The sequence below is a fragment of the Sulfitobacter litoralis genome (assembly GCF_900103185.1).
In the GTDB taxonomy this organism is placed as follows: domain Bacteria; phylum Pseudomonadota; class Alphaproteobacteria; order Rhodobacterales; family Rhodobacteraceae; genus Sulfitobacter; species Sulfitobacter litoralis.
The window spans coordinates 35351-55853 of sequence record NZ_FNJD01000022.1 but is presented as its reverse complement, the minus strand read 5'-3'; the positions used below and the strand labels follow the sequence as shown (position 1 = coordinate 55853).

The following is a 20503-nucleotide window of genomic DNA, read 5'->3' as shown; positions in this document are numbered from 1 at the left end:
CAGCGGCTAACATCCGCGAAACGCCAGCAGAGCGTACAAGGGCAGCCGCATGACAAGTACCAGCTTCAATGCGCGAAAAACGCGTTTTTTAAATCAGTGGCACGCCCGTGCCGCGACCAAGACGCGTACCAAAGCCACGGGATTCGTATCCTCGCCCGAACCCCGCACGATCGGGTCATTTGCACGCGGGCGGCAGTTGATTGCGGGCAACCTTTTGTTTTCAGGCAGCCTGATCGAAGCACCGGACGCCTCGAGCCTCTGGGACGTCGCCACGCCGGATCAGGATTTTGCCCGTGATCTGCACGGCTTTGCCTGGATGGATGATCTGGCTGCGGTCGGCGACGTGTGCGCGCGCGCCACCGCACAGCGTTGGCTTTGGGGCTGGATCGACCATTACGGCAAGGGCCGTGGCATCGGCTGGACCGCTGATCTGACCGGCCGGCGGCTGATCCGCTGGATCAACCACGCGCTGTTTGTGCTGCGCGGCACCTCGCAAAACGAAAGCGATATCTTCTATCGCTCACTGGTCGAACAAACTGATTTCCTGTCGCGCCGTTGGCATGCTGCAGCCCCCGGATTGCCGCGGTTCGAAGCGCTGACAGGGTTGATCTACGCCGGTCTTTCGCTTGAAGGGCAAGAGGCGCGTGCCGATCCTGCGATCAAGGCGTTGGCCCGCGAGTGCGAGGCGCAAATCGACGCGCAAGGCGGTTTGCCCACCCGTAACCCCGAAGAACTATTGCACGCTTTCACCCTTCTGACATGGGCCGCCGCCGCGCTTAGCGATGCAGGGCGCGGCACGCCGGCTGCGCATATGGAAGCGATCGAACGCATTGCCCCAACGTTGCGGACGCTGCGCCATGCTGACGGTGGCTTGGCGCGGTTTCATGGCGGCGGTCGCGGAGCCGAAGGATGGCTCGATCATGCTTTGGCAACGGCCAAGATCAAGACACGGCAGCCGGACGGGTTGTCGATGGGCTATGCGCGTTTGTCAGCAGGGCGCACCAGCGTGATTGTTGACGCCAGCCCGCCTCCGGGTGGGGCGGCATCGTTCAATGCGCATGCCTCTACGCTTGCGTTTGAACTGACCAGCGGGCGCCGTCCCTTGGTCGTGAACTGCGGACCGGGTGATTCATTTGGTGCCGATTGGCGCCGGGCGGGGCGCGCGACGCCGTCGCATTCGGGCTTGTCGCTAGGGGGGTATTCCAGCGCGCGTCTGGCAGAGCCGGACCGGTACACAGGGGCGGAGGCCCTTATTGAATGCCCGACTTATGTGCCCGTGGAAATTGGGTCGGTCGGGGATGGTACGCAGTTTCAGGGCGGGCATAACGGGTATGTCGCGGGCTTTGGTCTGACCCATGCGCGCAGTCTTGAACTGGCCCATGACGGTCGCGGTCTTGCGGGCGAGGATATGCTGCTGGCCATAGAGGAAGCCGAAAAGCGCGCCTTTGACCGCGAAATGGATGCGGTGAAACTGGGCGGTATCCCGTTCGAGATTCGTTTTCACTTGCACCCCGATGTGGATGCCACTGTTGATCTGGGCGGGGCGGCGATCTCTATGGCGCAGAAAAGCGGCGAAATCTGGGTCTTCCGCCACGACGGGACGCATAAACTGTCTTTGGAACCAAGCGTTTACCTAGAGCGCAACCGCCTTAAGCCCCGTGCGTCCGTGCAGATTCTACTCAGCGGGCGGGTCGTTGACTATGCCAGCAGGGTCAGGTGGTCCTTGTCCAAAGCGCAGGAAACTGCGATTGGCGTGCGAGATTTATCGCTCGACGATCCATATGATGACCAAGATTGACCAAAGGAACCTCCCTGATGCCTGATCTCTACCCCGTCTCCCGCGCGCTTCTTTCCGTATCTGACAAGACCGGTCTGGTCGAGCTGGGGCAGGCGCTCGCGGCGCATGGGGTCGAATTGCTGAGCACCGGCGGCACCGCCAAGGCGCTGCGCGATGCAGGTCTGACGGTGAAAGATGTGTCCGAGGTCACCGGCTTCCCCGAGATGATGGACGGACGGGTGAAAACTCTGCACCCCGTTGTGCATGGCGGGTTGCTGGCGTTGCGGGATAATGACGAACATGTCGCGGCGATGGGTAAGCACGACATCGGCGCGATCGATCTGGTTGTGGTGAACCTTTATCCATTTGAAGAGACCGTCGCCAAGGGTGCGGAATACGCCGAGGTGATCGAGAATATCGATATCGGTGGGCCTGCGATGATCCGCTCGGCGGCCAAGAACCATGGTTTTGTGAATGTGATCGTCGACGTTGAAGATTACGCGACAGTGATGACAGAGCTTACCGAGAATAACGGCCAGACCACCTATGCACTGCGTCAGCGTTTGGCGCAGACGGCCTATGCCCGCACAGCGGCGTATGACACCGCTGTCAGCACATGGATGGCTGCGCAGGTCGGGGGCACCCCGCGTCGTCGTACCGTGGGCGGCACGCTGGCACAGACCCTTCGCTATGGTGAAAACCCCCACCAGCAAGCGGCGTTCTACACCGATGGGTCAGCCCGTCCGGGCGTCGCCACAGCCACCCAGCATCAGGGTAAAGAGCTGTCGTATAACAACATCAACGACACCGATGCCGCCTTTGAACTGGTCAGCGAATTTGATCCTGCCAAAGGGCCTGCCTGTGCGATCATCAAGCATGCCAACCCCTGCGGCGTGGCGCAAGGCACGTCGATGGTCGATGCCTATACCCGCGCGTTTGACTGTGACCGCACCAGCGCTTTTGGCGGGATTATCGCCTTGAACCAGACGCTTGACGCAGAAACCGCCGATGCAATCAGCGCGATTTTTACCGAGGTCGTGATCGCCCCGAACGCCACACCCGAAGCGATGGAGATTTTCGGCAAGAAAAAGAACCTGCGCTTGCTGACCACCAACGGTCTGGCGGATCCGGCACAGGCGGCGCTGTCGTTCCGTCAGGTATCGGGTGGCTATCTGGTGCAAGACAAGGACGTCGGTCGCATTACTATGGATGACCTGAAGGTCGTGACAAAGCGTCAGCCGTCCGACCAAGAGCTGTCGGATCTGATGTTCGCTTGGACTGTCGCGAAACACGTGAAATCCAACGCAATCATTTACGTTAAGGATGGCGCGACCGTGGGCGTCGGTGCCGGCCAGATGAGCCGCGTCGACAGCACACGTATCGCCGCACGCAAGGCACAGGACATGGCCGAAGCCATGGGCTTGCCCGCACCGCTGACGCAGGGCTCTGTTGTGGCGTCCGATGCGTTTTTCCCCTTTGCTGACGGGCTGATCACCGCCGCCGAAGCAGGGGCGACAGCCCTCATTCAACCAGGTGGGTCCATGCGAGACGACGAAGTGATCGCAGCAGCGGACGAGGCCGGCCTTGCCATGGTCTTTACCGGCATGCGCCACTTCCGCCACTAACCACGGAAAGCGGTCGGTATGCGTATTATTTTCTGGGCCGGTTTCGCGGCGTTTTTGGCGGATCAACTGAGCAAGTATATTGTTGTGCACGCGATGGAGCTCAGCCGCATCCGGTCTATCGACGTATTGCCGCCGCTGATCAATTTTCGCTACGGTGAGAACCGCGGGATTAACTTTGGCCTTTTCGGTGACGGGTCCGACGCAAGTCGTTGGATCCTCATCGGGCTGGCCTGCGCCATCTGCGTGGGTGTGGTGGTCTGGGCCAGTCGCCAAACCATGAGCCTTTGGGCCAATATCAGCGCAGGCATGCTGATCGGTGGCGCACTGGCGAATGTTGTTGACCGGTTGATCTATGGCTATGTACTTGATTTCTTGAACATGTCTTGCTGTGGTATCAATAATCCTTTCGTCTTTAACATCGCGGATATCTTCATTTTCGCGGGCGCGTTGGGGCTGATTTATTTCACGGGCGACCCCAAGAAACCGGCAAAAGCCACACCGAAAAAGGCCCCGAAAAAAGGCCAGTGACAATTACCGCGTGACTGCGATATTGGTACAAAGACCTTAACAAGTCCTTAAGGAGATCCGTCATGCGCTTTGTCGCCGCTCTTGTCTTGCTACCGCTTGCCCTTGGGGCCTGCGGCAACACTGGCCTGCGGGACATTCGCAGCTCTGCGAAAGGGCCTGACGAATTCATGATCCAGCCCGCCAAGTCGCTGCAGCAGCCTGATAGCTATACCACGCTGCCCGTGCCAACACCGGGGCAGGCGAACCTGACCGATCGTAATGCGGTTGCCGAAGGGGTCTTGGCCTTTGGCGGCACGCCGCAAAGCAACGCCGAGGGCATTCCGGCGTCCGACGCGGCGCTGGTGCAACAGGCCAGCCGCATGGGTGTAACCAACAATATCCGTCAGGAACTGGCCGAAACCGACGCCGCCTTCCGCAAACGCAAGGCACGGTTCACGCAAATCAAGATCGTACCGACGGATCGCTACGATCAAGCCTATAAACGTCAGATTCTAGACGCCCCCCGCGAGGCCGCGCGTTGGCGTCGTGCCGGTGCGCGCACACCCTCTGCGCCTCCGGCAGAGTGACGCTGGCTGAATTACAATTCTGTTAGGTCCCTTGATCGCCCCGCGAGGTGGCGTAAGTAAGAGGTCTTAGGACCCTGCTCAAAGGACCGACCATGATCAGATTACCGGCCCTCGGGGCTTTATTGGCGCTTGCCTTGCCCACCTCAGCGGCGCTGGCGCGAGACAACGAAGACGTTACCCATTTCACGCTGAATAACGGGATGGAGGTCGTGGTCGTCGAAGACCACCGTGCCCCGTCCGTGCAGCAGATGGTGTGGTACCGCGCCGGTTCCGCGGATGAACCCAAAGGGTCTTCCGGCGTGGCGCACTTTCTCGAACATCTGTTGTTCAAGGCCACCGATAAGATGGACGCCGGTGAATTTTCCGCCACGGTTGCCAAGAATGGTGGGCGCGATAACGCCTTCACTAGCTATGATTATACCGCCTATTTCCAGCGGGTTGCCGCGGATCGGCTCGAGTTGATGATGCAAATGGAATCGGACCGGATGAAAAATATCCGCCTGACGCCGGAAAACATCGCGACCGAACGCGACGTGATCATCGAAGAACGCAACCAACGCACCGAGAATGACCCGAGCGCGCTATTCCGCGAGCAGTTGAACGCGGCGCAATACCTCAACCACCGCTACGGCACGCCGGTCATCGGCTGGATGCACGAAATGCGCGAGCTGGACCTGCAGGACGCGCTAGATTTCTATAAGCTCTACTATTCGCCCAACAATGCTATTCTCGTCGTCTCTGGCGATGTGGAACCTGACAATGTGCGACAGTTGGCTGAGCAATATTACGGTGAAATCCCCGCCAATCCCGAACTGCCTGAACGTTTGCGCACCCAAGAACCGCCCCAAACCGCTGAACGCCGTCTGACTTTTCGCGATGACCGCGTCGCGCAGGAATACGTGAGCCGTTCGTATCTTGCCCAGGAGCGTGACCCCGGTGATCAGAAAACCGCAGCAGCGCTCACGATATTGGCGGAGCTTCTGGGCGGCGGCACGACGTCCTATTTCGCCGAAAAGCTGCAGTTCGATACGTCAATTGCAACCTATTCTGCGGCGTTCTACAGCGGCCAATCGTTGGATGATACGACCTTTAACATTGTCGTGGTCCCGCAACCCGGCGTCTCCCTACAGGACGCCGAAGATGCGATGGACGCGGCTGTTGCCGGTTTCATGAAAGACGGTGTGGATGCCGAACAGCTTGAACGGATCAAGCAACAGGTCCGCGCCGAACAAATCTATGCGCGCGACAATGCCGATAGCGTCGCCAATCGCTATGGCAGCGCCTTGGCGATCGGGCTGAGCGTGCAAGACGTTCAAGACTGGCCCGATGTGCTCGAGGCCGTGACGGCCGATGACATTATGCAGGCCGCCAAGGATGTGTTTAACCGCGAGGCTTCTGTCACAGGGTGGCTGATGCGCGAAGAGGTGACAGAATGAGACTGTTTTACGCTGTAGTTCTGACGGTTTTAGCCGCTCTGCCCGCCCGGGCCGAGGTGGATATCCAAGAGGTCACATCTCCGGGTGGCATCACTGCTTGGCTGGTAGAGGAACATTCGATCCCCTTCGTGGCGCTTGATCTGCGGTTTCGCGGGGGCGCGTCGCTGGATGCGCCCGAAAAACGCGGTGCTACCAACCTGATGACCGGCCTGCTTGAAGAAGGGGCCGGTGACCTGGACGCCCGCGATTTCGCCCGTGCCGCCGAAGGTCTCGCGAGCAGTTTCCGGTTCAGTGTGGATGATGACGCATTGGCAATCTCAACGCGCTTTCTGACCGAAAATCAGGATGCTTCCATCGCGCTGCTGAAACAGGCGGTGCAGTTCCCCCGGTTTGATCCCGACGCAATTGAACGCGTGCGCGGTCAGGTTTTGTCCGGTATCCGGTCCAGCGCCAAAGACCCCAATGATATCGCGCGCAAGAAGATGGATGAACTGCTCTATGGCGATCATCCCTACGGCTCGCCCCTGAGCGGGACGAAAGATACCGTGACCGCCCTGACCCGTGACGACCTGATCGCGGCGCACAAGGCGGTTCTGGCCCGCGACCGCATCTTCATTGGCGCGGTGGGGGATATTACGCCCGAAGCGCTTGGCCTGATGCTGGACGACCTGCTGGGAGATCTACCTAAGACCGGCGCGCCGCTGCCCCCTCGTGCCGAGGTGACCATCCCCTCGGGCACGACGGTCGTGGATTTCCCGACGCCGCAATCGGTCGCGCTCTTTGCGCAGAACGGTATCTCGCAGAAAGACGACGATTTCTTTGCTGCGACGGTACTGAACCAGGTTTTGGGCGGCGGGTCATTTGAAAGTCGTCTCATGACCGAAGTCCGCGAGAAGCGCGGGCTGACCTATGGCGTGTATTCCTCTCTGGTTCCTATGGATCTGGCAGAGACGATCCAAGGCTCCGTCAGCTCGGCCAACGATCGGATCGGGCAGGCGATGGACGTAATCAAGGAGGAATGGACCAAGGCCGCAGCCGACGGTGTGACCCAGCAAGAGCTGGAGGATGCCAAGACCTATATCACAGGTTCCTACCCGCTGCGCTTTGATGGCAACCAGACCATCGCCAGTATCCTTGTGGGGATGCAAATGATCGACCTGCCCATCGACTATATCGCCACCCGCAACGCCAAGGTCGAAGCCGTGACCCTGGATGATGTGAAGCGCGTTGCAGATGAGTTGCTTGATCCCGAAGGACTGGCCTTTGTCGTCGTCGGGCAACCCCAAGGGGTCGATGGCACCGCACCAGTTCAGAACGACTGACGGCTCCTTTAGCAAACCACACATACAGAAAAACGGGCGCTCCACAGCGCCCGTTTTTCGTTTCAGCAGGACAAGCAGACGTTATTCGCCGTAGGGGATCCAGATATTCTTGACCGAGGTCGCGGCTTGCAAGAACGCTTTGCCTTCGCCCTCCGCCCCATCCCAGTCGCGCGCCATGCCGTTGTTCACCCATGTGCGTTTGAGGTTCTGCGCGCTGGCCCGTTCCACGGTTTCGCTTTGCGCTTTGTCGCCAAAGCTCCAGACCGCATTTACATCCATATGCCGCGCCAGTGTTTCGGCCGTGTCCTTTTGCGGGCCGGTTAGGATATTTACCACACCCGCCGGTACGTCAGAGGTTTCTAGAACCTGAACAAACTCCGTCGCCGCAAGCGGGAAGGGGCCGCTGGCCGCAAGAATGACACGGTTGCCCATGGCAATCGCCGGGGCCATGCAGGAGATCAGCCCAAGCAATGGGGCCTCTGCGGGGCAAAGTGCGCCGATAACGCCAACGGGTTCTTTCATCGCAAGCGCGACCCCGCGGATCGGCACGCCATGCACCTGACCGTCGTATTTGTCGGCCCAGGCGGCATAGGTGAACAGCCGTTTGACCGCCAGATCAACCTCGGCTTTGCCGGCCTTGCCACCCTGCATCGCATCCAGCCGTTGCGCGAATTCATTCTCGCGCGCCGCTAGATTTTCAGCGATGTAATACAGGATCTGCGCGCGCAAATGGCCAGTTGTCTTGCTCCAGCCCTTTGCAGCGTGCGCGGCCTCCACGGCGTTGCGCACATCCTTGCGCGACGCGAGCGAGACATGCCCCAGCAGATCGCCGGACTTACCCCACACAGGTGAGGAATAGCCGCTGTCGGGACGGCTTTGCTTGCCCCCGATATAGAGTTTTGCGGTTCGGTCAATCGGGTCTGCGGGCGTGCCACTGCCGGTAAGGGCGGTGACCTCTTTCAACGGCTTTTGCGTGGTTTTCGAACGGGTATAGGCTGCCAGCCCTTCCCAGCCGCCTTCGCGACCAAAGCCGCTTTCGCGCACCCCGCCAAAGCCTGCGGCGGCATCCATCATGTTGGTCCCGTTCACCCAGACGATGCCCGCGACCAGCTTGGGCGCGATATCCAGCGCCAGATTGATATTCTCGGACCAGACCGTCGCGGCCAGACCGTAGCGGGTGTTGTTGGCCAGTTCGACCGCCTCGGCGGGGGTGCGGAATGTGGTGGATACCAGCACGGGGCCAAAGATTTCGTCCTGCATCAAGGCATCGGCAGGGTTCATGCCGGTGATCAGTGTTGGGGGATAATAGCAGCCGGTCGCAGGGATATCGCCTGCGGTAAAGACTTCGCCACTGGTGTTGGCCGCGACCATATCGGTCACGCGCTGCACCTGAACGGGATCGACCAGCGCGCCCACGTCCACGGATTTATCCAGCGGATCACCGACCCGCAGCTTCGCCATCCGCGCCCGCAGCTTGGCATAGAACCGATCCGCCACAGGCTCATGCACCAGCAGGCGCGAGCCTGCACAGCAGACCTGCCCCTGATTGAACCAGATCGCGTCGACCAGCCCCTCGACGGCTGAATCCAGATCCGCATCGTCGAATACGATATAGGGCGACTTGCCCCCCAGCTCGAGCGTCAGCGCCTTGCCGCTCCCGGCTGTCACCTCGCGGATATGCCGGCCCACGGGCGTTGATCCAGTAAAGGCGATCTTGTCGACATCCGCCTGCACGATCAACTCGCCCACGGCACCGTCGCCTGTTACAATATTGACGACACCCTTGGGCAGGCCCGCCTGCACACAGATATCCGCAAACAGCAGCGCAGTAAGCGACGTATACTCCGCCGGTTTTAATACCACCGTGTTCCCCATCGCCAAAGCAGGTGCGACTTTCCACGCCAGCATCAATAGCGGGAAATTCCACGGGATGATCTGCCCACACACGCCAAGCGCCTCTGCGTCGGGAAGCTCGGACTCCATCAACTGGGCCATGCCTGCGTGATAGTAGAAATGCCGCTGTGCCAAGGGCACATCCACATCGCGCGCCTCGCGTATGGGTTTACCGTTATCCAGCGTTTCCAGCACGGCGAACAACCGGCTGTGTTTCTGCAGCAACCGCGCCAAGGCATATAGGAACCGCGCACGCCCGTGACCGCCCAGCTTGGCCCATTTGGGCTGTGCCTTGCGCGCCGCGGCAACCGCGGTGTCGACCTCTGCTTGGCTGGCCTGCGTCAACGTTGCCAGCACATTGCCATTGGCGGGGTTGCTGCTTTCGAAATCATCGCGTGCGTCGGTGAACGCGCCGTCGATGAAATGCCCGAAACGGCTGCCTTGATCGACCAGCCACGCCAGCGCGTCAGCGGCATTCTCCGGTGCCGTCCCATAGTCCATGGTTTCATAGATTTCGGACACGCTCATGGGTTCACCCTTTTCAAAATACTCAAATCCGACATTGGTTTCACGCGGCTCAGCTGATGGCGTGACGATGGCTTGCGGAATAGCTGCCCGACACATGGTGGTCGAGCTGGCGTTCGATGTCGCCCAACAGCGACGACGCCCCGAAACGGAACAGGTCAGGCTGCAACCAGCGGTCGCCCAATTCCTCTTTCATCATGGCAAGATAGACCAGTGCGTCCTTAGCTTTTGAGATCCCGCCCGCAGGTTTATAGCCGACGCGGAAGCCGGTCCGGTCGAAATAGTCGCGGATCGCGCGGATCATCACGAGAGTCACGGGCAGGGTCGCATTAACGCTTTCCTTGCCGGTCGAGGTTTTGATGAAATCTGCCCCCGCCATCATGCAGATCAGCGACGCACGCACGACGTTGCGCAGGCTGCCCAACTCTCCGGTTGCGAGGATCGCTTTGACGTGGGCATCGCCGCATGCGGCGCGGAAGGCACGCATTTCATCATAAAGCGCCTGCCAGTCGCCCGACAGGACATGGCGGCGCGAAATAACGATGTCGATCTCGGCGGCACCGGCGGCGACGCTCATCTCGATCTCGCGCAGGCGCAGCTCGAACGGGGAGAGACCGGCGGGAAAACCTGTAGAAACGGCGGCAATCGGGATGCCCGTGCCCTGCAGTGCTGCTTTGGCGGGGGCGATCATCTCGTGGTAGACACAGACCGCGCCCACGGTGATCTGTGACATGCCAAGCGCGTCCAGCAGCGCGGGCGCAATCGGTTGACGGGCCTTCGCACAAAGCCGTTCTACACGGCGGGCGGTATCATCCCCCGACAGCGTGGTCAGGTCGATACAGCTGACGGCGCGCAGCAGCCACGCGGCTTGATGGTCTTTTTTCACGGACCGGCGTGCGGGCAGGCCAGCGGCACGGCGCTCTACCGCAGAGGTGTTCACCTGCACGGCGCGCACCCAATCCATATCCAACGGCATCCCCGGATTGCGGGGGTCAGTCACCTGTGGCAGGTGGCTTTGGGCCAGTTCGGTCGGGGTGTTTACATGCGTGGACATGGGCGCTTTCCTGTCTGATCAGACAGGTAATGTGCCACGGGGCAGCCGCGCAATGCAAGCATCGCGCCCTCACGTCACATCCGGCAGCGACGTTCAGCTGCCGCGATAGGTGGAATACCCGAAAGGCGACAGCAAAAGCGGCACGTGGTAATGCGCGTCCGTGTCCGAAATGCCAAAACGCAGCGGGATTTGATCAAGGAACCGCGGTGCCTCTGGCTCTGCCCCAATCGCGTCGAGATAGCCACCGGCGTCGAACACCAGCTCGTACGTGCCGGCTGCAAACTGGCCTTTGGGCAGGATCGGCGTGTCGGTGCGCCCGTCGGCATTTGTGCTCATCTGGACCAGCTTCATGCGGTTGGTCCCTTCGATCCGGTACAGCGTGATCTCCATCCCCCCTGCGGGGCGTCCGCGTGCGGTGTCCAAAACATGCGTCGTCAAGTAGCCGTTTGCCATGAGTAGGGTCTTTCCTGATCCGTTGGACCCTTACGATAGGCAGGTGTCGCGGTAGGTCAATGGCGGATCAGCGGCGAAGGCCGAGGGGCGGGAAAAGTCGCTGATTCGGGCGGCGATGAAAAAATATGCGCATACCGATTCGTTTTTACTTGAGCCGCGAATCATCCTGAGCCTATATGGTAGACAACATACAATCGGAGGTGTCGCCTGCCAGCGATCCATACAATCCGAATATGTATTCTGGGGGACAGAATTCTTATGATCGGGCAAGCTGCACCTGGTGCGGCGATCATTGGGCAGGGGCCGACAGGACTCGTGTTGCATAGCGCAGCAAGAGCGGCCCCTTCCACTCACCTTCCCGCCCGATTTTATCCCCGCATGTGTTTTAGTTTCAGGCCGGCCAGCGCCTTAGAACTTTCGGTATAAGAGAGCAGGGCCACTCGAGCCGATCTGGCAGCCAGCCAACCTTCTGTAAGGGGGTGGCTGGCTGTACATTGCGAAAAATCAGTGCCAGAAAACTGTAGGTTGAACAAAACAATCGGCCCACAGTGCGAGGTTTCCCTTTGCAGGCGGGCGCTGACCAAAGGACGATCTCATGACACGTTACCCTCGTGATTTTCACGGCTACGGCCCGACACCGCCTGACGCTCAATGGCCGGGAGGGGCGCGGATCGCTGTACAATTTGTGCTGAACTATGAAGAGGGCGGCGAAAACTGTCTGCTCCACGGGGATGCCGCATCAGAGGCATTCTTGTCCGAAATCGTCGGGGCCGCCCCTTGGCCGGGGCAACGCCACTGGAACATGGAATCCATCTATGACTATGGCGCGCGGGCGGGGTTCTGGCGGCTGCACCGTCTGTTCACCGGTGCCGATATCCCTGTCACCGTCTATGGCGTCGCCACCGCCTTGGCGCGGTCCCCCCAGCAGGTAGAGGCAATGACCCAAGCTGATTGGGAAATCGCAAGCCACGGGCTGAAGTGGATCGACTACAAGGATCACACTGCCGAAGTCGAAAGCGCCGACATGGACGAGGCGATCCGCCTGCACCGTGAAGTCGTCGGTCATGCGCCGCGCGGCTGGTACACGGGGCGCAGCTCTGTGAACACGGTCGCGCTGGCGGCAGAGACGGGGGCGTTCGATTATATCTCTGATACATACGACGATGATCTGCCCTACTGGACACAGGTGGCGGGCCGCGATCAGCTGATCATACCCTATACGCTCGACTGTAACGACATGCGGTTTGCCACGCCGCAGGGCTTTAACTCGGGTGAACAGTTCTACACCTACCTGTGCGATACCTTCGATGCGCTTTATGCCGAAGGCAGCGCAGGGCAGGCCAAGATGATGTCGGTCGGGCTGCATTGCCGTCTGATCGGGCGGCCCGGACGGATACAGGCGCTGAAACGCTTTATCGACTATATCAAAGGGTTCGAGGGCGTCTGGACGCCGCGCCGCATCGACATTGCCGACCATTGGCGCGCAACCCATCCGCCTCAGCCGCGCCTGCGTCTGGACCAGATGGACCGCGCCAGCTTTGTCGCAAAATTCGGTGGCGTGTTTGAACATTCAGCGTGGATCGCCGAACGCGCCTATGAGCTTGAACTTGGGCCGGCGCATAACTCTGTCGCGGGTATTCACAATGCACTGGCGCGGATGTTCCGGTCGGCGACGCGCGCGGAACGCCTAGGCGTGCTGACCGCGCACCCCGATCTGGCGGGCAAGCTGGCGGCGGCCAAACGGCTGACGGCGGAAAGCACGCAGGAGCAAACCAGCGCCGGGCTGGACGCGCTGACCGACGCCGAGCGTACGCGGTTCGAGACGTTAAACAGCCAATATGTCGCGAAACACGGGTTTCCCTTTATCATCGCCGTCAAAGATCACGACAAGGACGGCATCCTGCGCCAGTTCGAGACCCGCATCGCCAACGCAACCGAAGACGAATTTACCACCGCATGCGCGCAGGTCGAACGGATCGCACGTCTGCGTCTAGAGGATATGCTATGACCTATGCCTTCCCCCCCGGCGGTCTGCCGGATCAATCCGTGTCGCCCGAAAGCACAGCTGTTTTCACCGATGCCTATGCGGTGATCCCTGCCTCGGTGCAGCGGGACATCGTGACCAGCCTGTTGCCGGGATGGGAGAACACACGCGCTTGGGTGCTGGCGCGGCCGCTGACCGGTTTTGCCGAATCCTTTGCGCAATACGCGATAGAACTTGCCCTCAATGGTGGCAGCGACACCCCCGAGCCGGACGCACAGGCGCAGGCGGTCTTGTTTGTGGCGACGGGGACGGCGCAGCTGATGCTGGATGGCGACGCCCACGATCTGGTCGCGGGGTCCTACGCGTATATTCCTCCTGCTACCCCGTGGACGCTGTGGAACACCGGCGATACGCCGTGTGGTCTCCATTGGGTGCGCAAACGGTATGTCCCTGCCCAAGGGATCGACGCGCCAGATGCTTTCGTCACCCATGACAAGGATGTCGCGCCTATTGCCATGCCCGATACCGATGGGGCTTGGGCAACCCAGCGTTTTGCCGACCCCAGTGATCTGCGCCACGACATGCACGTCAATATCGTGACCTTCCAGCCGGGCGGTCGCATTCCTTTCGCAGAGACCCATGTGATGGAACACGGGCTTTACGTCATTCAGGGCACGGCAGATTATTTGCTGAACCGCGACTGGGTGCCGGTTGAGGCGGGTGATTTCATGTGGCTACGCGCTTTTTGTCCGCAGGCTTGTATCGCGACGGGGGAAGAACCCTTCCGCTATCTGCTGTATAAGGATGTGAACCGCCATATGCCGCTAGCGCTATGACCGGCGCTGCCATGCGCGAGATCACCGTTCAGCCCCTGACCGCAGATGCCTTCGCCCCTTTCGGAGAGGTGCTGGACGCCTCGGGCGCGCCGGACCGGATCATCAACGCGGGGCTTTGTGGGCGGCATCATGATCTGGCAAAGCTCGATTTCGGGCCCGACGGTCGCGCGGGCATCAGCATCTTTAATGCGCAGGCCCGTAGCCTGCCGTACCAGTTGGACCTGCTTGAACGGCACCCCGAAGGGTCGCAAGCCTTCCTCCCGCTGACGGGCGAGCCGTTCCTTGTGATCGTGGCACCCGACGAGGGCGATGCCCCCGGCACGCCGCTGGCTTTCATGACGGCACCGCATCAGGGCGTGAACTTTCGCCGCGGGACATGGCACGGCGTGCTTACGCCTTTGGCAGAGCCAGGGCTATTCGCGGTTGTGGACCGCATCGGCACAAGCGCGAACCTTGACGAATACCCGCTGGACCCGCCTTATGTGATCAAGGGGTAAACCCCGCAGATAAACGGACCGCACCAATAGCGGCCAGTGATCAACAAGGGACATTTGACATGACACGCCACGCCATCGGCACGCCGGAACAACTGCGCGACCCCAATTACATGCCGCCGCTGCATCGCGCCATTCCTTTGGGTGTTCAGCATGTGCTGGCGATGTTCGTGTCAAATGTCACTCCCGCCATCATCATCGCAGGCGCGGCGGGCTTTGGCTTCGGGTCGAATTCGCCCGATTTTCCCGAACTGCTGTACCTGATCCAGATGTCGATGCTGTTTGCCGGTGTCGCGACGTTGTTGCAAACATTGACGCTCGGGCCGGTCGGGGCAGGGCTGCCGATTGTGCAGGGCACATCCTTTGCATTCATCCCCATCATGATCCCGCTGGTGGCGGGCAAAGGTGTCGACGGACTGGCTGCCTTGTTTGGCGGTGTGGTGATCGGGGGCTTGTTCCACGCGTTTCTGGGGCTGTTTATTGGCAAGATCCGATTTGCATTGCCGCCGCTTGTCACCGGGCTGGTGGTCACGATGATCGGTCTGGCTTTGGTCAAGGTGGGCATTCAATACGCCGCAAGTGGTGTGCCCGCGATTGGCACGCCCGCCTATGGCAGCCTGCTGAACTGGTCGGCCGCGCTGGTGGTCATCTTTGTCACGCTGGGGGTCAAGTTTTTCACCCGCGGGATGCTGTCCATTTCCGCGGTGCTGATCGGATTGATCGTAGGGTATGTCTATGCACTGGCCGTCGGTATGCTCAGCTTTGGTGATATCAGCGGGTCATGGTCACGGTCCGCCGCTTTTGCACTGCCCAACCCGCTGAAATACGGGTTCGAGCTTTCGGCAGCCGCGATCATCGGCTTTTGCCTGATGGCGTTTATTTCGGCGATTGAAACCGTGGGCGACGTCGCAGGGATCACCAAAGGCGGCGCAGGCCGCGAAGCGACGGATAGCGAAATTCAGGGCGCGACCTATGCCGACGGGATCGGGTCAGCTGTTGCGGGCATCTTTGGTGGCCTGCCCAACACCTCGTTCAGCCAAAATGTCGGCCTGATCGCCATGACCGGCGTGATGAGCCGCCATGTCGTCACCATCGGCGCGCTGTTCCTGATCGTCTGTGGGCTGGTCCCCAAGGTGGGCGGCGTGATCCGTACCATCCCGATCGAGGTGTTGGGCGGCGGGGTTATCGTGATGTTCGGCATGGTCGTGGCCGCCGGCATGTCGATGTTGTCGGATGTGGACTGGAACCGCCGCAATATGGTGATCTTTGCCATCTCGATCTCGATCGGTCTGGGGCTACAGCTGGAACCGGGTGCGGTTCAACACCTGCCCGATACGGCCAAGATCTTGCTGACCAGCGGTCTGCTTCCCGCGGCCCTGATTGCTATTGTACTGAACCTGCTTCTGCCCGAAGAACTGGCCGAAGAATCAACCGAGGAAGTCTCGGGCGGGTTATCGGGCAGATCCAAGGGCAAGCTGCCGCATACAACCAAGACACGTCACTAAGGAGCTACCCCCCATGTACGATATGGCCGCCATTGGCGCTTGGATCGAGTTTGCCGTTCGCTGGGTGCATGTCATCACGGCCATCGCGTGGATCGGGTCGTCGTTCTATTTCATCGCGCTGGATCTGGGCCTGCACCGTGACCGCAACCTCAAAACCGGCGCGGACGGGGAAGAATGGCAGGTCCACGGCGGCGGGTTCTATCACGTGCAGAAATATCTGGTGGCCCCCGCGCAGATGCCCGACGATCTGATCTGGTTCAAATGGGAAAGCTATTCAACGTGGCTCTCGGGCTTTGCGTTGCTGATCCTGGTCTACTACCTCGGGGCCGAATTCTATCTTGTTGATCCCAGTGTTGCAGAACTGGCAAGCTGGCAGGCGGTAGGGATTTCCCTGCTGTCGCTTGGCTTTGGCTGGCTGGTCTACGATCAAATTTGCAAAAGCAAATTCGGCGACAACAACACGCGGCTGATGATCGGCCTGTATGTGATCCTCGTGGGGATGGCCTATTTCTATACGTCGGTCTTTTCGGGGCGCGCGGCGCTGCTGCATCTGGGGGCTTTCACCGCGACGATCATGTCGGCAAACGTGTTTTTCATCATCATGCCGAACCAGCGGATCGTGGTGGCCGACCTCAAGGCGGGACGGGTGCCGGATGCGAAATACGGCAAGATCGCCAAACAGCGCAGCACGCATAATAACTATCTGACTTTGCCGGTTATTTTCCTGATGCTCAGCAACCACTACCCGCTGGCCTTCGCGTCGGACATGAACTGGCTGATCGCGGCGCTGGTATTCCTCATGGGGGTCACGATCCGCCATTACTTCAACAGCCTGCACGCGCGTCAGGGCAATCCGACGTGGACATGGGCGGTCACCGCGCTGTTGTTCGTCACGATCATGTGGCTGTCGACTGCGCCCATGTTCCGCAGCGTCGAGCCGGAAGAGGCCACCGGCCCCGCGCTGCGCTTTGCCCAGGCCGAAGGGTTCGACCGGGTGCATGACATCGTGCGTGGCCGGTGCAGCATGTGCCACGCCGCAGAACCCGCGTGGGACGGGCTGCTCTGGCCGCCGAAATCTGTCCGGCTCGAGACCGAACACCAGATCGCCAGCGCCGCGAAACAGATCTATTTGCAAGCGGGTGTGACAGATGCCATGCCCCCTGCAAACCTGAGCCATATGCAGGCCAGCGAACGCGCCGAGATCGTCGCCTGGTTTAACGCGGCCACACAGGATTAACCTCGCCGACGCGCGTTAACCATCCGTATTCGCGGCTTTCAGAATCGCGCGCCTCTATGCTAGGTCTAGCTGCATGGCACATCCAAACCCCAATATAAGCGAAAATCGTCCGGTTATCCGGCAACTGGACGACTCGGCGATTAACCGCATCGCCGCCGGGGAGGTCGTTGAACGCCCTGCCTCAGCGGTCAAGGAGCTGGTCGAGAACGCGATTGATGCGGGGGCCCGCCAGATCACGGTTGAATATGCCGATGGTGGCAAGACGCTGATCCGCGTCACCGACGACGGCTGCGGCATTGCGGCGGTCGATCTGGCGCTGGCGCTGTCACGGCATGCGACCTCCAAGATCGACGGAACGGACCTGCTGAACATCCACACATTCGGCTTTCGTGGCGAGGCGCTGCCCTCGCTTGGGGCTGTCGGGCGGCTGACCATTTGCAGCCGTGTTGCCGGACAGGACGGGGCCGAGATTTCGGTCAACGGCGGCGTGACCGGCCCTGTGCGCCCTGCTGCGCTGAATGGTGGCACCGTCGTCACCCTGCGGGATCTCTTCTTTGCTACGCCCGCACGATTGAAGTTCCTGCGCACCGATCGCGCCGAGGCGCAGGCGATCTCTGACATCATCAAGCGGTTGGCGATGGCGGAACCTTTCGTGCGTTTCACCTTGCGCGATGTGTCCGGCGATGGTCCAGGCCGCGAGGTGTTTCGCGCGGACGCCGAACAAGGCGATATGTTCGCAGCACTGCATGGCCGTCTGGCGCAAGTGCTGGGGCGCGAGTTTGCTGAAAACGCGCTGGCCATCGATGCCGAACGCGATGGTCTGCACCTGACGGGCTACGCGGCCCTGCCGACGTATTCGCGCGGCTCTGCCGTAACGCAATACCTGTTCGTGAATGGCCGCCCGGTGCGCGACAAGCTTTTGGTGGGCGCGTTGCGCGGCGCCTATTTTGACCTGCTCAGCCGTGACCGCCATCCGGCAGCCGCGCTGTTTGTCGATTGTGACCCCAAGCTCGTCGACGTGAACGTCCACCCCGCCAAATCCGAAGTGCGCTTTCGCGACCCCGGTCTGGCGGGCGGGTTGATCGTTTCAGGGTTGCGGCATGCGCTGGCGGATGCGGGGCACCGCGCCTCGACCACTGTGGCGAACGCGACCTTGGGGGCAATGCGGCCCGAACAACCTTCAGGGCGCGTATATCAGATGGACCGCCCCTCGCTCGGTGCGCGCACGACCGCCTATCAGGCCCAAGCGCCGGAGCCGGGATTTGCCGAAACCGCCGGCATGTGGGGCCGTGTTGAAACGCCCCCCCAGTATGGTGCTGACGCCCCTGATGCACAAAGCCATGACGCGCAGACGCCGGCACCCGCGCCGGACTTTCCTTTGGGAACCGCACGCGGGCAGGTGCATGAGAATTACATCATCGCACAAACGGCGACAGGCATGGTGATTGTTGACCAGCACGCAGCGCATGAACGTCTGGTCTATGAAAAGCTGAAACGCCAGATGGCGGAAAACGGTGTCGCAGCGCAGGCCTTGTTGATCCCCGAAATCGTGGATCTGTCAGCGTCGGACTGTGCGCGGCTGCTTGAGGTCGCGGATGAACTTGCGCGCTTTGGGCTGGGGATCGAACCCTTTGGCGGTAGCGCGATCGCCGTGCGTGAAACACCCGCGATCCTTGGCACGGTGGACGCCAAGGCGATGGTGCTGGATATCCTCGATGAACTGGCGGACCAAAATGAAAGCAACACACTGCAGGCCCGGATCGAGGCGATCCTCAGCCGTGTGGCCTGTCACGGATCAATCCGGTCGGGACGCTGGATGCGCGGCGAGGAAATGAACGCGCTGCTGCGCGAGATGGAGGCGACGCCCCATTCAGGCCAGTGCAACCATGGCCGCCCCACCTATGTAGAGCTGAAGTTGAGCGACATTGAACGTCTGTTCGGACGCACATGATCCAGCTTGGCGGTGAAACCTACGCACTGACAGACCCTGCCATGCTGCTGCTGATCGGTGGCGGTTGCGTGGTCTTGCTGGTGCTAATCTTGCTGGTGATGGCCGTGCGGGCCGCGGGCCGCACGGCGCGTGTTGCTGCGCCGTTGACGCGACAGATGCAAATCTTGGGGGGCCATGTGCAACAGCTTGGCATGGGGCAGGAACAACTGCGCGGCGGCTTGCAGACCGTGTCGGACACGCAGGCCAATGCGCAAGCCCAGATGGTACAAAGCATCGAGACGCGGATGGCCCATGTACAGCAGCAGATGCAGGACCGGCTGGCCGATAACGCGGCCCGATCCGCGCGGTCGCTTGCAGAGATGCAAGAACGGATGAGCGCGACGTTGCACGGGTCAAGCAAGCAGACAAACACCAGTCTGACCCAGCTTCAGGAACGGCTGGCGGCGATCGACAAGGCGCAGGATAATATCACCAAATTGTCCGGCGACGTGCTGTCGTTGCAGGATATCCTGAGCAACAAACAGACCCGTGGCGCATTCGGTGAAATCCAGCTGCGTGATATCGTCTCCAAGGCGCTGCCAAGCGACAGCTATACCATGCAGGCGACGCTCTCGAACGGCAAACGCGCGGATTGTATGATCCACCTGCCGAACCCGCCCGGGCCGATCGCGATCGACAGCAAATTCCCGCTTGAAGCCTATGAAGCCCTGCGCCGTGCCAAGACGGAATACGAGGTCAAGGATGCCGCCCGCGCCATGCGCGTCGCGGTCAAATCACACATTCAAGCAATCACTACGAAATACATCATTGAGGGCGAGACTGCCGATGGCGCGCTGATGTTCCTTCCCTCCGAGGCCGTGTATGCGGAACTCCACGCCAACTTTCCCGAACTGGTCCGCGAAGGCTTTGACGCGCGGGTCTGGATCGTGTCGCCGACGACCTGCATGGCGACGCTGAACACCATGCGTGCGATCCTGAAAGACGCGCGGATGCGGGAACAGGCGGGGGCCATTCGCAAGACGCTCAAGATGTTGCACCGCGACGTAGAGCTTGTGGTGGAACGCGTGGGCAAGCTGAACACCCATTTCGGGCAGGCCCGCGCCGACCTTGAAGGGTTGGGCACTGCCGCCGAACGCGCGGGCAAGCGTGCGGCGCGGCTTGATAATTTTGATTTCGAAGAGTTGTCAGAGCAGGATAGTCGCGTCGTGCCCTTATCGCGCCCTGACAAAACGCCCTGACGGGCTAACTAAGCGAGGAGCCACGCCAAGGGTGTTACAGAAAGTCATAGTTAGTGCGTTATTAACTGCAACTCATGTA

General features: G+C 60.6%; 16 protein-coding genes. 13 read left to right on the top strand and 3 right to left on the bottom strand.

Annotated features, from left to right (window positions below; translation table 11 throughout):
- Window positions 1–49: 49 nt before the first annotated feature.
- The 6 genes from BLQ98_RS15115 to BLQ98_RS15090 all read left to right on the top strand — a co-directional run bounded on the left by BLQ98_RS15115 (window position 50) and on the right by BLQ98_RS15090 (window position 7254).
- Window positions 50–1798 carry a heparinase II/III family protein gene (locus tag BLQ98_RS15115; protein ID WP_093734094.1) on the top strand — a complete coding sequence of 583 codons (1749 nt, stop codon included), beginning with the start codon at window positions 50–52 and terminating at the stop codon, window positions 1796–1798.
- 17 nt (window positions 1799–1815) lie between these two features.
- Window positions 1816–3402, top strand: coding sequence for a bifunctional phosphoribosylaminoimidazolecarboxamide formyltransferase/IMP cyclohydrolase (gene purH, locus BLQ98_RS15110; RefSeq protein ID WP_093734093.1), 1587 nt, complete (start codon window positions 1816–1818; stop codon window positions 3400–3402).
- 18 nt (window positions 3403–3420) lie between these two features.
- Entirely contained in the window at window positions 3421–3930 is a 510-nt protein-coding gene (gene lspA, locus BLQ98_RS15105; protein WP_093734092.1) for a signal peptidase II, read from the top strand.
- A 62-nt stretch (window positions 3931–3992) separates the two neighbouring features.
- Window positions 3993–4496: a DUF3035 domain-containing protein gene (locus BLQ98_RS15100; protein ID WP_093734091.1), complete on the top strand. Its 504-nt coding sequence runs from the start codon at window positions 3993–3995 to the stop codon at window positions 4494–4496.
- Window positions 4497–4588: 92 nt separating this feature from the next.
- Window positions 4589–5932: a M16 family metallopeptidase gene (locus BLQ98_RS15095; protein WP_167354556.1), complete on the top strand. Its 1344-nt coding sequence runs from the start codon at window positions 4589–4591 to the stop codon at window positions 5930–5932.
- Window positions 5929–7254 (top strand): M16 family metallopeptidase, encoded by a 1326-nt coding sequence (locus tag BLQ98_RS15090; protein WP_093734090.1) that lies wholly within the window; start codon window positions 5929–5931, stop codon window positions 7252–7254. Before BLQ98_RS15095 ends, BLQ98_RS15090 begins: the two co-directional genes overlap by 4 nt.
- 81 nt (window positions 7255–7335) lie before the next feature.
- Here BLQ98_RS15090 and BLQ98_RS15085 read toward each other — a convergent pair whose 3' ends face one another.
- The 3 genes from BLQ98_RS15085 to uraH form a co-directional block, all read right to left on the bottom strand.
- Window positions 7336–9675: an aldehyde dehydrogenase family protein gene (locus BLQ98_RS15085; protein WP_093734089.1), complete on the bottom strand. Its 2340-nt coding sequence runs from the start codon at window positions 9673–9675 to the stop codon at window positions 7336–7338.
- Window positions 9676–9724: 49 nt separating this feature from the next.
- A complete protein-coding gene (gene deoC / locus BLQ98_RS15080; protein WP_093734088.1) occupies window positions 9725–10726 on the bottom strand; it encodes a deoxyribose-phosphate aldolase in 1002 nt (333 codons plus the stop codon).
- Between the two features lie 93 nt (window positions 10727–10819).
- Window positions 10820–11179, bottom strand: coding sequence for a hydroxyisourate hydrolase (gene uraH / locus BLQ98_RS15075; protein WP_093734087.1), 360 nt, complete (start codon window positions 11177–11179; stop codon window positions 10820–10822).
- Window positions 11180–11774: 595 nt separating this feature from the next.
- Between uraH and puuE the strand changes: the two genes are divergently transcribed.
- From puuE to BLQ98_RS15040, 7 genes are all read left to right on the top strand, one after another.
- Window positions 11775–13187: an allantoinase PuuE gene (gene puuE, locus BLQ98_RS15070; protein WP_093734086.1), complete on the top strand. Its 1413-nt coding sequence runs from the start codon at window positions 11775–11777 to the stop codon at window positions 13185–13187.
- Complete coding sequence (locus BLQ98_RS15065; protein ID WP_093734085.1) at window positions 13184–13999, top strand: bifunctional allantoicase/(S)-ureidoglycine aminohydrolase; 816 nt, start codon at window positions 13184–13186, stop codon at window positions 13997–13999. The genes puuE and BLQ98_RS15065 overlap by 4 nt, the downstream gene beginning before the upstream one ends.
- Window positions 13996–14496 (top strand): ureidoglycolate lyase, encoded by a 501-nt coding sequence (locus BLQ98_RS15060; RefSeq protein WP_244148449.1) that lies wholly within the window; start codon window positions 13996–13998, stop codon window positions 14494–14496. The genes BLQ98_RS15065 and BLQ98_RS15060 overlap by 4 nt, the downstream gene beginning before the upstream one ends.
- Before the next feature lie 59 nt (window positions 14497–14555).
- A complete protein-coding gene (locus BLQ98_RS15055; RefSeq protein ID WP_093734084.1) occupies window positions 14556–15998 on the top strand; it encodes a uracil-xanthine permease family protein in 1443 nt (480 codons plus the stop codon).
- 13 nt (window positions 15999–16011) lie between these two features.
- Window positions 16012–17235, top strand: a complete 1224-nt coding sequence (locus tag BLQ98_RS15050; protein WP_093734083.1) for a urate hydroxylase PuuD — start codon at window positions 16012–16014, stop codon at window positions 17233–17235.
- A 73-nt stretch (window positions 17236–17308) separates the two neighbouring features.
- Window positions 17309–19186 (top strand): DNA mismatch repair endonuclease MutL, encoded by a 1878-nt coding sequence (gene mutL, locus BLQ98_RS15045; protein ID WP_093734082.1) that lies wholly within the window; start codon window positions 17309–17311, stop codon window positions 19184–19186.
- Window positions 19183–20424: a DNA recombination protein RmuC gene (locus BLQ98_RS15040; protein ID WP_093734081.1), complete on the top strand. Its 1242-nt coding sequence runs from the start codon at window positions 19183–19185 to the stop codon at window positions 20422–20424. The genes mutL and BLQ98_RS15040 overlap by 4 nt, the downstream gene beginning before the upstream one ends.
- Window positions 20425–20503 lie beyond the last annotated feature (79 nt).